Source organism: Niveispirillum sp. BGYR6 (genome assembly GCF_027568365.1).
In the GTDB taxonomy this organism is placed as follows: Bacteria; Pseudomonadota; Alphaproteobacteria; order Azospirillales; family Azospirillaceae; genus Niveispirillum.
The window spans coordinates 25,807-37,929 of sequence record NZ_JANLNL010000001.1 but is presented as its reverse complement, the minus strand read 5'-3'; the positions used below and the strand labels follow the sequence as shown (position 1 = coordinate 37,929).

General features: G+C 63.8%; 8 protein-coding genes. 3 read left to right on the top strand and 5 right to left on the bottom strand.

Going from position 1 to position 12,123, the window contains the following annotated elements:
• Nucleotides 1-14 precede the first annotated feature (14 nt).
• The 5 genes from bchL to bchF form a co-directional block, all read right to left on the bottom strand.
• Nucleotides 15-833 (bottom strand): ferredoxin:protochlorophyllide reductase (ATP-dependent) iron-sulfur ATP-binding protein, encoded by an 819-nt coding sequence (gene bchL, locus PCJ49_RS00150; protein WP_269909808.1) that lies wholly within the window; start codon nt 831-833, stop codon nt 15-17.
• Between the two features lie 107 nt (nt 834-940).
• Complete coding sequence (locus PCJ49_RS00145; protein ID WP_269909160.1) at nt 941-4,714, bottom strand: magnesium chelatase subunit H; 3,774 nt, start codon at nt 4,712-4,714, stop codon at nt 941-943.
• Entirely contained in the window at nt 4,686-6,212 is a 1,527-nt protein-coding gene (gene bchB / locus PCJ49_RS00140; protein WP_269909159.1) for a ferredoxin:protochlorophyllide reductase (ATP-dependent) subunit B, read from the bottom strand. The genes PCJ49_RS00145 and bchB overlap by 29 nt, the downstream gene beginning before the upstream one ends.
• A complete protein-coding gene (locus PCJ49_RS00135) occupies nt 6,209-7,510 on the bottom strand; it encodes a ferredoxin:protochlorophyllide reductase (ATP-dependent) subunit N (RefSeq protein WP_269909158.1) in 1,302 nt (433 codons plus the stop codon). The genes bchB and PCJ49_RS00135 overlap by 4 nt, the downstream gene beginning before the upstream one ends.
• The gene (bchF, locus tag PCJ49_RS00130) at nt 7,507-8,046 is read right to left on the bottom strand and encodes a 2-vinyl bacteriochlorophyllide hydratase (RefSeq protein WP_269909157.1); all 540 of its coding nucleotides are present in this window, start codon (nt 8,044-8,046) and stop codon (nt 7,507-7,509) included. Before bchF ends, PCJ49_RS00135 begins: the two co-directional genes overlap by 4 nt.
• A gap of 394 nt (nt 8,047-8,440) precedes the next feature.
• Between bchF and PCJ49_RS00125 the strand changes: the two genes are divergently transcribed.
• The 3 genes from PCJ49_RS00125 (at nt 8,441) to chlG (ending at nt 12,113) form a co-directional block, all read left to right on the top strand.
• Entirely contained in the window at nt 8,441-9,223 is a 783-nt protein-coding gene (locus PCJ49_RS00125; RefSeq protein WP_089290134.1) for a cobalamin-binding protein, read from the top strand.
• A 23-nt stretch (nt 9,224-9,246) separates the two neighbouring features.
• A complete protein-coding gene (gene ppsR, locus PCJ49_RS00120; RefSeq protein ID WP_269909156.1) occupies nt 9,247-10,656 on the top strand; it encodes a transcriptional regulator PpsR in 1,410 nt (469 codons plus the stop codon).
• Between the two features lie 536 nt (nt 10,657-11,192).
• The gene (gene chlG / locus PCJ49_RS00115) at nt 11,193-12,113 is read left to right on the top strand and encodes a chlorophyll synthase ChlG (RefSeq protein ID WP_269909155.1); all 921 of its coding nucleotides are present in this window, start codon (nt 11,193-11,195) and stop codon (nt 12,111-12,113) included.
• Nucleotides 12,114-12,123 lie beyond the last annotated feature (10 nt).

The following is a 12,123-nucleotide window of genomic DNA, read 5'->3' as shown; positions in this document are numbered from 1 at the left end:
CGCGGCGGCCCCCATCACTCGAAGCCCAGGAAATCGAAAATGTCGCGGTCCTTCATCGGCTCCACCAGCAGCCCCGGCGTTCCAGCCCACAGTGTTTCGGCCAGTTTCAGATATTCCTGCTGGATGGCCCTGATCTCCGGGCTGTCGCCCATTTCAAACAGCGTGCTTTTCTTCAGGCGGCTGAGGCGCACCTGATCGCTGTCGGGGATATGCGCCAGACGCTTCAAGCCGATGGCGGCGTTGTAGCGGTCGATCTGGTCGGTTTCCCGCGATCGGTTGGCGATGACACCACCCAGCCGCACCTCGTAATTCTTCGACTTGGCCTTGATGGCGGCCACAATGCGGTTCATGGCGAAGATGCTGTCGAAATCATTGGCCGCGACGATCACGGCGCGTTCGGCATGTTGAAGTGGCGAGGCAAAGCCGCCGCAGACGACATCGCCCAGCACGTCGAAAATCACCACATCGGTATCATCCAGCAGGTGATGTTCCTTCAGCAGCTTGACCGTCTGCCCCACCACATAACCGCCACAGCCCGTGCCCGCCGGCGGTCCGCCCGCCTCGATGCACTGCACGCCGTTATAGCCCTGGACCATGTAATCCTCGGGCCGCAGTTCCTCTGAATGGAAGCCCACCTTCTCCAGCACATCGATGACGGTGGGGATCAGGCTTTTGGTCAGGGTGAAGGTGGAATCATGCTTGGGATCGCAGCCGATCTGCAGCACCCGCTTGCCCAGCAGAGAGAAGGCAACCGCGAGGTTGGAGGAGGTGGTGGATTTACCAATGCCGCCCTTGCCATAGACGGCGAAGACCTTGGCACCATCGATCTCCATGGTCGGGTCGAGATGGACCTGAACGCTGCCCTCCCCATCCGCACATTCCCGCAACGACTGGACCAGCCTTGCATCGCGTTCCACGGTCTTTGTGTTGATCTGTATGTTCATTCGGCAGCCTCCCTTGCCACGCCTTCCAGACGGTCTTCCAGCTCCTCACCGGCCCGTTTCAGGGCGGCGAGGGTCTCGGTGTCCGGCTGCCAGTAATTACGCTCATGCGCCTCCATCAGCCGGGCGGCGACCCGGGCGGTGGAGGCGGGGTTCAGGCTCGACAGACGCTGGCGCATCTGGGGGTCGAGCACGAAAGTCTCGGTCATCTGTTCATAGACCCAGGGGTCCACGCCGCCAGCGGTCGCCGACCAGCCCAGCGTGTTGGTCACCTGTGCCTCGATATGGCGCACGCCTTCGTAGCCATGCTTCAACATCCCCTCGAACCATTTCGGGTTCAGGGTGCGGGTACGGGTTTCCAGCGCCACCTGTTCACCCAGCGTGCGGACCTTGCCTTCACCCTGCGTCTGGTCAGAGATGAAGACCGGCAGGGCAGCATCACCCTTGGCCTTTGAGACCGCCTTGGTCAGGCCGCCCAGCGTATCGAAATAATGTTCGATGGTGGTGACGCCGACCTCAACAGAATCAAGGTTCTGATAGGCCATGTCCACTTCGCTGAGGATGGAGTCCAGCACGGCGGCCTGGTTGCTGGTCTTGCCCTTGCGGTTGATGGCGAAGCTTTTGCGCTGGGTATAGGTTTCGGCAATCTCCTCATCATCCGTCCAGGCGGATGAGCCGATCAGCATGTTCACATTGGCGCCATAGGCCCCTTCGGCATTGGAGAAGACGCGGTAGGAGGCCGCTTCCAACACCCCGCCATGGGCCTCGCAGTAGGCCAGCGCGTGCTTGCGGATATAGTTCATCGTGACCGGTTCATCCGCCGTGGCGGCCAGATAGCTGGCCTCCGCCAACATGCTGGCCTGGATCGGCAGCAGGTCGCGGAAGATGCCGGACAGGGTCATCACGGCATCAATGCGGGGCCGCTTCAGCTCCGCCAGCGGGATCAGTTCGGCCCCGCAGACCCGGTTATAGGCATCCAGCCGGGGCCGTGCCCCCATCAGGGCCAGGGCCTGCGCCATGGGCGCGCCGCCGGTCTTCAGATTGTCGGTCCCCCAGAGCACGATGGCGACCGTTTCCGGCAGCCGTCCGTCGATCTGGCGATAACGCTCCAGCACCTTGGCCGCCTGCCGTTCGCCATCCTGCATCGCAAAGGCGCTGGGGATGCCGAACGGGTCGAAACCATGGATGTTGCGCCCGGTGGGCAGCAGATCGGGCGTGCGCAGCAGGTCACCCGACGGCGACGGCATGATGAACCGCCCATCCAGGGCGCGGACCAGACCGTCCAGTTCCTCATTATGCAGCAGTCCGGAGTTCATGGCCGACAGCCGCGCTACCACCGCCCGCTTGCCCTCCTCCGCCCCGCGCAGTGCGGTGTCGATGGCCCGGCTGTCCTGATCCACGATGGCGGTGGTGAGCGCGGTATCGCCGCGCAGGAAGGCCGCGTCTTCCATGCCGACAGCCACATGACCCAGCAGTTCCAGCCGTTCCGCGCGGCCCATGCCCTGACCGGCGACATGCAGCCCGTGCGGGATCAGCGCATATTCCAGCTCCAGCATCTGCTGCATCAGATACTGCACCACCTGCGCCTCGTCGGCATCGGGCGGGGCGGGGCTGAGGTCCAGCTGTTCGGCCTGCACCCGGATCAGCCCCATCATGCGGCTGCGTTCCGCCACCGCATCCGGCTCTGTCGCGCGATAACGGTCCAGGCTGGCCTTCAACTCGCTCAAGCCCTTATAGAGCCCGGCCTGGGTGATGGGCGGGGTCAGGTAGGACACCAGCGTGGCCGCCGACCGCCGCTTGGCAATCGAACCTTCCGACGGGTTATTGGCGGCATAGAGATAGAAATTGGGCAAGGCGCCCAGGATACGGTCCGGCCAGCAGGTGGCCGACAGGCCCGTCTGCTTGCCGGGCATGAATTCCAGCGCGCCATGCGTGCCGAAATGCAGCACGGCATCGGCGCGGAACGTTTCCCGCAGATAGGTGTAATAGGCGGCGAAGGCATGGTTGGGGGCAAACCCGCCCTCGAACAGCAGCCGCATCGGGTCGCCCTCATACCCGAAGGAAGGCTGCAGCCCGACCAGCAGATTGCCGAACTGCCGGCCCAGCACAAAGATGCCGCGCCCATTGCTGAGGATACGGCCCGGTGCCGGGCCCCATTGCGCCTCGATATCGGTCAGATGGCGTTCGCGGCGCACATGATCATCCGCCGGCACGACGGCGTGAACATTGGCCTCCGTCCCGTGGAAGGCGGCATTGCCCTCCAGCAGCAGAATGCGCAGCGTGTCCACACTGTCGGGGACCGTGACATCATAGCCTTCGGCAGCCAGCCGTTTCATGGTGGCGTAGAGGCTTTCAAACACGGCCAGGAAGGCGGCGGTGCCGATGCTGCCGCTGTTGGGCGGATAGTTGAACAGGGTGACGGCGATGCGCCGTTCCCGCCGGGCTTTGCGGCGCAGATCGACCAGGGCCGCCAGCCGGTTGGCCAGCAGCTCCACCCGCTCCTCATCCGGCTGCATACAGGCGCGGGTGGCGGGGCATTCGCCCAACTGCCGGGAACAGGTGCAGGGCTTGGCCTTGCCCCCACCTTCCGACCGACCACCGAAAACCATGGAGCCGGTGGCCCCATCCAGTTCCGGGATCGCCACCATCAGGGTGGTTTCAATCGGCGTCAGGCCCTGGCCCGATTTCTGCCAGGCTTCCTTGGTCTGAAACTCCGTCACGAAGGCCGACAGATAGGGCACGTCCAACTTGCCCAGCGTGCGGGCGGCGGCGGCACTGTCGCTGTAGGCCGGGCCGCCCACCAGGGAAAAGCCGGTCAGTGAACAGAGCGCATCGATGGCCGCACCACCCCCGGCCGGGTCCATATAGCGCTCAATCGCGCCGCGCATGTCCAGGCCGGAACAGAAGGCCGGCACCACCCGATATCCCCGCCCCTCCAGCGCTGCGATCACCCGGTCATAATGGGCCGTATCGCCCGACAGGATGTACGTGCGCATCAACAGCAGACCGATGGTGCCCTTGGCCGCCGCCGGCTTTGGCAGTGCCGCCAACTGCGTGGTGACGCGCGGTTTCAGGCGCGGGTGGTACAGCCCGACATCGGGATATTCGACGGGATCGCCGACGGTGACGCGGCCTTGCAGGCCCTTGCGGTCGCCCCGGGCATATTTGGCCACCAGCAACCGCACCATGTTAGCCACATTCTCTTCCGAGGCGGCGATGCGGTATTGCAGGGTCAGGAAGTAATTGCGCACATCCTGGGCCGTACCGGGGATGAAGCGCAGAAGTTGCGGCAGGCGGCGCAGCATGGCCAATTGCCGTTCGCCGGCCGTCTTGCCGCTATCCTTGCCGCCACGGGAGCTGGACCCGCGCAGCTTCTTCAGCAGGGCCAGGGGGCCTTTCTGCTCACCGCTCATGCGGAAGCGGCCCATGCTGGTGAATTTCATGATCATACCGGCCGACATGCAGCAGACCATGGCGTCACACTCGCTATGCCGGGCCTCCAGCACATCGGCGATGGCCTTCACATGCTCTTCCACAAAGATCATGGAGACGATGATGATATCACCCGCCAGAATGTCCGCCCGGCAGGCGGCCAGCCGGCCCGCATTCTCCGCCCAGTCGGTGGCGGCATGAACGGTCAGCGTCAGGCCCGGCAATTCCCGCACCAGGGCCAGCCGGGCGGCATCCACCGCCGCGACAATGTGATTATCCAGCGTAACCAGCACCACCCGAACCGGGGTGCTGTCAGCGGGCGAAATGGGCTTTCGCGTCATACAGCGTCTCCACGGTGATCGGGTGTATCCCCTTGCCCTGGGCAAAGAGTTCGGTATTGCGCCGGGCCTTGCCCCGGACGAAGAACGGAACCTTCTGCAGCTCCCGTTCGGCCTCCAGCGTCCAGGTGGCAATCACCCCGGCGGGTGCCGTCTCGACAGGGGCCGCCGCCGGCTTGGGCGCCTGCGGATGCAGGTGGGAGGCGGCGGCCCCATCGTTGAATTCGAAATCGTCACGGAACATCTGCAACAGATGTTCCTCCAGCCCCATCATCAGCGGATGGACCCAACTGTCGAAGATGACATTCGCCCCCTCGAACCCCATCTGCGGGGAATAGCGGGCCGGGAAATCCTGCACATGCGTCGGCGCGGAGATAACGGCGCAGGGCACGCGCAGCCGCTTGGCGATGTGCCGTTCCATCTGGGTGCCCAGCACCAGTTCGGGCCGGGCGGCGACGATAGCGGCTTCCACCTCCAGATGGTCGTCGCTGATCAGCGCCTCCACCCCGTACCTGGCCGCCGCATCGCGTACATCACGGGCGAATTCGCGCATATAGGTGCCAAGGCCGCAGACGCGAAAACCCAACTCTTCCGACGCGATCCTGGCGGCGGCGATGGCATGGGTGGCATCACCGAAGATGAAAACCCGCTTGTTGGTCAGATAGTTGCTGTCGATCGACCGGCTGTACCAGGTCAGCCGGTCACGGCGCAGGCCCTCCCGCACCGGCAGACCGGCCAGGGCCCGCACCTCAGCCAGAAACTGCTCTGTCGCCCCCACACCGATGGGAATGGTCGATACGAACGGCATCCCATGCGCGGTTTTCAGCCAGCGGGCCGTGACATCGGCAATTTCGGGATAGAGCACGATGTTGAACGCCGCTTCCGGCAGGCGTGCCAGATCGGCCGGTGTGGCGCCCAGCGGGGCCACGACGCGCACATCCAACCCTTCCTCGGTCAGCAGCCGGACAATCTCCGTCACATCATCACGACAGCGGAAACCGAGTGAGGTCGGCCCCAGGATGTTGCAACTGTTGGCCGGGATGTTTTCCGGGCGTGGGCTCCGGCCCACGAAGGCGCGGACCAGACGATAGAATGTCTCCGACGCGCCCCAATTCTCCTTCTTCTGATAAGAAGGCAGTTCCAGCGGCACCACCGGCACCGGTACATCCAACGTGCGGGCCAGCCCGCCGGGGTCATCCTGCAACAGTTCGGCGGTGCAGGACGCACCCACCAGCAGCGCGTCGGGCTTGAAGCGCGCCACGGCGTCGCGGCAGGCCGTCTTGAACACATCCGCCGTCGACCCGGCCAGATCGCGAGCCTGAAAAGTGGTGTAGGTGACAGGCGGCCGCGATGGCCGCCGTTCGATCATGGTGAACAGCAGGTCGGCGTAAGTGTCACCCTGCGGCGCGTGCAGCACATAATGCACACCCTGCATCGAGGCGGCGATACGCATGGCGCCCACATGCGGCGGGCCTTCATAGGTCCACATGGAGAGTTTCATCGTACCGCCTCCCGTCGGTCGGCACCGCCACTCAGCATGGCGTTGCGGATCAGGGGCCGGGCGAACAGCTCGGCCAGATCGCCGGCTTGTTCAAACCCCTGAATGGGGGTGAAGCTGAACTCAATCGACCATTTGCTGACCCGCCCCTCCGCCTCAAACGGGTTGGCAAGGCCAAGGCCACAGATGATCAGATCGGGATTGGCCGCACGGCAGCGTTCGATCTGCCGGTCGACATCCTGCCCTTCGGAAATGGTCACGCCCGCCGGCAGCAGGGCCAGTTCGCCCGCCACATGCTCCCGGTGCAGATAGGGGCTGCCCACCTCCAGCAACGCCACCCCCATTTCGCGGGACAGAAACCGGGCCAGCGAGGGCTCCATCTGGGAGTCGGGGAAGAAGAAGACGCGGCGGCCTTCCAGCCAGGGCCGGTAATGCGCCATGGCCGCTGCCGCGCGCCGTTTTGGCTGCGCCACCACGGCATCGAACCGGGCCGGATCGACCCGGAAAGCCGTGCAGATGGCGCGCAGCCAGGCTGACGTCCCCTCCGCCCCCAGCGGGAAGATGGCATCAATCCGCCGGGCGCCGCGTGCTTCCAAAGCTGCCGCCGTGGCGCCCAGATAGGGCTGGGCCAGGATGAAGCGCGTCTCCGGCCCGACGCACAGGCCGTTGATGGCATCACGGCCGGGCAGGAACACCACGCCGGTCAGGCCAAGTTCGTTAAACAGGCGGGCAAACTGGTCTTCCACCACATCGGCCAGACAGCCAGCCACCACCAGCTTGGCGGCAGCACCGGCGGGCCGGCTGGTCGCCTTGTCGGCCACCAGGGCGGCCAGGAAATTATCCTCCCCCTGGGTGAAGGTGGTTTCGATCCCGCTGCCAGAATAGGCAATCACCCGGTGACGCGGGGCGTGACGTGCATTCAGCCGGGCGGCCGCCCGCGTCAGGTCAAACTTGATCACCTCCGACGGGCAGGAGCCGACCAACACCAACATGCGGATATCGGGCCGGCGTTCCAGCAAGCGCGCCACCACCCCATCCAGCTCATCATGCATGTCGGCCATCCCGGCCAGATCGCGTTCTTCCATGATGGCGGTGGCAAAGCGCGGTTCGGAAAAGATCATCACGCCCGCCGCCGATTGCAGCAGATGCGCACAGGTCCGCGACCCCACCACCAGGAAGAACGCATCCTGCACCTTGCGGTGCAGCCAGATGATGGAGGTCAGGCCGCAGAACACCTCATGCTGGCCGCGCTGGCGCAGGGGGGCCGGTTCGGCACAGGTGGCGATATCGGGCAGGGTCATGATGCCCCTCCCGCCGCCGACAACCCGTCATGGATATTCTCGACGCCCGCCACCCAGCGGGCCGCGTCCAGGCGGGCCAGCCGTAATTTCCAGACAAACTGCCCGGCATTGATAAGGTAGGCGGCGTAAGCGGCCAGCGCCAGGACCATCAGGCCATCGGCCCTCAGCCCGCCCTTCCACAGGGCCAGCAGATAGGCGCTGTGCAGCGCCAGCACCAGCATGGAAAAGACATCTTCCCAGAAGAAGGGCCGGGCGAAGAGATAGACGCCGAAGACCTGCTTCTCCCAGATCGAACCGGTGATCATGATGGCGTAAAGGGTCAGCGTCTTGATCACCACCGACATCTGCGCCAGCCCCAGCCCATCGCCGGTGGCGAGATAGCGCAGGATCAGACCCAGGCTGACCAGGAACACCAGAAACTGGACAGGTGCCAGCACGCCCTGCACCCGGGTCCACCCGCTTGCATCGCGCCGCCGCCGTTGCGCGTCGGTGTAAAGGGCCGGGCCCGGATGCGGTTGGTGGTTCTTGCCAATCACGCTCTCTCCTTCTCCCCAGACGGGTGCGGCGGGGCTGCGGGGATGGGAAAGAGTACGCTGTCAAAAACCAAAGTGTCAATCTTGGTTGACGTAAATTTTTATTTACATTTCTCGTCATGCTGGCCATTCTGAAGCCGCTTGCAAGTGTGCCCAGGGCAGACACCCTGCCTGCACCTGGCGGCGCGCATTCTCTGGATCGAAAGGGGGGCGTTTCCGCGAACGGCACATGACCAGAATATTGAACGCCCCTGACAGAACCTGTCCTGACCGGATGCCCCTGCTGGGCAGGGGCACGCATACCAGTGTAGCGCTTGCCCCGCATGATCAAGGAGAGTACCTAGCAACAAGCGAACGGGAACGGCTCCGCCGCATCATCCAGGGGACCGTGGCGTCAATGACAGCCGAAAAGCTGGCAGCGCGGTATGAGATGGGATTGGAGCATGATCGTCGATACGATGCAGCTCTGGCGGAATTCTGCGCCCAGGTGGTGCGCCCCCGGATAAGGGCGGCGGCCCTGTATCGGTTCCTGCACAGCGAATTGCCGGGCGATCAGCCGGAAATCGTCAAGGTTCTGTTCATTGAGGCGGTGGCCCGCCAACTGGGCCGGCAATGGATGCAGGGTGACTGCGGATTCGTGGATGTCACCATCGGTACCGCCCGCCTGCAGGAAATCATCCGCCTGTTATCGTTTGATTTCCGCAACCGGCAGCCCCGCAGCTGGGTGCCGTTCGTGGTGCTGCTGACCCCGGTGGGGGAACAGCACACGCTGGCCCAGCATATCCTGGGGCTGCTGTTCGATGCGATGGGCTGGACCAGCCAGATCCTGGAAGGAAAGGCCCTGCAGGGGGCCGGGCTGCGCTCCACCCTCAAACAGGCGGATATCATCTGCATCGGCTGGAGCAACCAGCGCCTTAAAAAACAATTCCAGGATATTGTCGGGATCATCCGGTCGGTGGAGAGCGGTTCGCGGACACCGATTGTCGCAGGGGGGGCAGCAGCGCTGGATTCCGTTGATTTTCTGGTGGGCTTGGGGATTGACTGCATATGTGACAGTGTTTATTCCGCTTCACGGATTTGTGAAAAGTTTTACGAACTTGAAGCCGTCGGTCAGCAAACATCAGCCTCCAGTCAACAGTTCATGGTCAGTTCGGGCGGACCTGATTGGTTGTCCCCATGAAGCCCCTAAATGGTAAGAACAGGATGCATGGCGTCGAAGTTGCAGCCGGTCTGCTGAAGTCGCTTGATGCCGATGCCATCGTGGCCCTGGTTGGCCTTGGTGCCGATATCGTTATTCTGATGGATCAGGATCAGAAGGTCGCGCGCCTGCAATATGCCGATCCTGAAATCGGTTGCTATGGTCTGGCCAAGGCGGTGGGCAAGCGGCTGCAGGATCTGGTGACCATCGAATCCGTGCCGAAGGTCGATTCCATGTTGTCGGATGCCGGCACCGCCCGGCACGCGCGCGGCTATCAGATCAACCACGCGTGCGACGGCAAGCCGGACCTGCCGGTGCTCTATTCCAGCGTTGCCGTGGCGGGCACGCCCTACACGCTGGTGGTCGGACAGGAACTGCGCCAGCAGATGTTGGACCAGCAGCGGCTGGTCCAGACCCAGATGGAGCTGGAGGCCGATTATCGGGAATTGCAGGAGGCGGAAGCGCGTTATCGCACCGCCTTTCGCGTTTCCGCCATCGCCCATGTCATGCTGGATGGTGAGCGCAAGACGGTGCTGGACGCCAATGCCGCCGCCATCAGCCTGATCGGCGGCGGCACCACGGCCATCATCGGCAAGCCGTTCCGCGACCTGTTCCGCAAGCAGGATCGGGACTTGCTGAGCGATGCCATCGGGGAGGCACGGCACAGCGCCAGCCCCGTCCGGCTGGACACGTTGAAGACGGTGAAGGGGGATGCAATCTCCCTCAATCTCCGCTCCTATCGGGAAAATGGTGTCACCAACCTGATCATTTCCGCCTGGGCCAGCGGCGATGCGCTGGAGGCCAAGCGGCAGCAGGCGGAAAAACCGGGCGCGCGGCCGGCCGACCTGTCCGATGTGCCGGAACCAGCGGTGCAGACCAACGACCACGGCCAGATTCTGGCCGCCAACCCCCTGTTCCTTGATCTTGTCCATGCCCCCTCCCTTGGGCAGGTGATCGGCCGCAATCTGGGAACCTGGTTCGCCAAAACCTCGCTGGATCTGCATGTGCTGGTCTCCCGGCTGGCAGAGGAGCAGATGGTGCGCGGGTTCAGCACGACGCTGACCGACAATCTCAGCGGTGACCGCCCGGTGCTGATTTCGGCCCGGCGCAACCCGGAAACCAGCCATACCCAGTTGATTTTCGTCGCCCAGCCACCCAGTGCGGAGCGGATTGCCATCCCGTCCCCCGGCACGCCGGAACAGGCCGATGGTTTCGCCAACCTTGTCGGCCGGGTGCCGCTGAAGGATCTGGTCCGCGAATCGCTGGAGGTGATCGAGAAGATTTGCATCGAAGCGGCCCTGGATCAGACCAATAACAACCGGGCATCGGCCGCCGAAATGCTGGGCCTGTCACGCCAGAGCCTCTATATCAAGCTGCGCCGGCACGGATTGGAAGATTACCGCCCGTCCAACTGATGCTTTCCTTAGAGCCCGTCTGAAAACTTTTCCTTCTTTCTCAACATGTTAATGTTTTAATCCCGTCACCCCGGCGAAGGCCGGGGTCCAGTTCGTAGAGCAATGCGCTTGTGATTCTGGACCCCGGCCGCAGCATGGGTGACGGGAGCGTTTAAAGATAAGACGTGTAAGACGGTGAGATAGCGTGAAACTTTCCGGACGGAACCTTGGAGTCCGCCCACGAATTTTCACTTCTTTTCCAATATCTTAACCGTCATTCCCGCGAAGGTGGGAATCCAAAATCCGCGCTGTTGTATGGATTCCCGCCTTCGCGGGAATGACGGTAGAGCAAGGGCAAGGTCTCGAAAGGCAGGATAGCTTTCGGGCCAGACACTGAGCCCCCCCAACACCCCGCTGCCCCTCTGCCCCGGCACAGCGGGAACGAATAGGCTTTGGTTACACAGACCCTCGCAGCCAGTGTCAACACCGATACGGATTCAAATACATAAGTGTCAATTCAAATTGACACTCTGTTGAGGCGGGCATAGCATCGCCGCATGGACATCACCCGCACACAGACCTTGCGACGTGACTGGCCGGGCCCCGCTGCGGTGCTCGCGCTGCTGAAGCCCATTACCTGGTTTCCACCCATGTGGGCCTATGGCTGCGGGGTGATTTCGTCGGGTCAGGGGCTGGAGAGTGCGGCCCTTGCCGCGATGCTGGGTATCCTGCTGGCAGGCCCCCTGCTCTGCGGCACCAGCCAGGCGGTGAATGACTGGTTTGACCGGCATGTCGATGCCATCAACGAACCCGATCGCGTCATCCCGTCCGGCCGAATGCCGGGGCGCTGGGGGCTTTATATCGCGCTGGCCATGTCGGCCCTGTCGGCGGCGGTGGCGGCCTTGCTGGGGCCGCTGGTGTTCCTGGCGGCGTTGGCCGGGCTGGCACTGGCCTGGGCTTACAGCGCCCCGCCCTTCCGCTTCAAGCAGAATGGCTGGATCGGCAATGCGGCGGTGGGGCTGAGTTATGAAACCCTGCCCTGGATCACCGCCGCCACCGCCATGACCGGCCTGATGCCGGCCCCGCCGGTTCTGCTGGTTGGCCTGCTCTATGGCATCGGCGCCCATGGCATCCTGACGCTGAATGATTTCAAATCGATCCGCGGCGACACGGCGATGAAGATCGCCACCCTGCCGGTTCTGCACGGCGCCCCGGCAGCGGCGCGGATCGCCTGCATCATCATGGCCCTGCCGCAACTGGCGGTGATCGGGCTTCTGGTCCATTGGTCCCTGCCCTGGCACGCCGGCGGTCTGGCGCTGCTTCTGGCCGTGCAGCTGGCCGCCATGCGGCGCTTCCTGGCCGATCCGGTGGGCCGGGCGGTCTGGTATTCCGCCGTCGGTGTCGGTCTCTATGTCATCGGCATGATGCTGGCCGCCTTCGGTCTGCGTCATGCCGCGCTCATCACCATTCCGGGTTGAGGAGATTGCC

Coding starts and splice junctions, on each gene's coding strand:
- bchL (WP_269909808.1), bottom strand. CDS start 833: ATGGAGATCGATGGTGCCAAGGTCTTCGCCGTCTATGGCAAGGGCGGC.
- PCJ49_RS00145 (WP_269909160.1), bottom strand. CDS start 4,714: ATGACGCGAAAGCCCATTTCGCCCGCTGACAGCACCCCGGTTCGGGTG.
- bchB (WP_269909159.1), bottom strand. CDS start 6,212: ATGAAACTCTCCATGTGGACCTATGAAGGCCCGCCGCATGTGGGCGCC.
- PCJ49_RS00135 (WP_269909158.1), bottom strand. CDS start 7,510: ATGACCCTGCCCGATATCGCCACCTGTGCCGAACCGGCCCCCCTGCGC.
- PCJ49_RS00125 (WP_089290134.1), top strand. CDS start 8,441: ATGACAGCCGAAAAGCTGGCAGCGCGGTATGAGATGGGATTGGAGCAT.
- ppsR (WP_269909156.1), top strand. CDS start 9,247: ATGCATGGCGTCGAAGTTGCAGCCGGTCTGCTGAAGTCGCTTGATGCC.
- chlG (WP_269909155.1), top strand. CDS start 11,193: ATGGACATCACCCGCACACAGACCTTGCGACGTGACTGGCCGGGCCCC.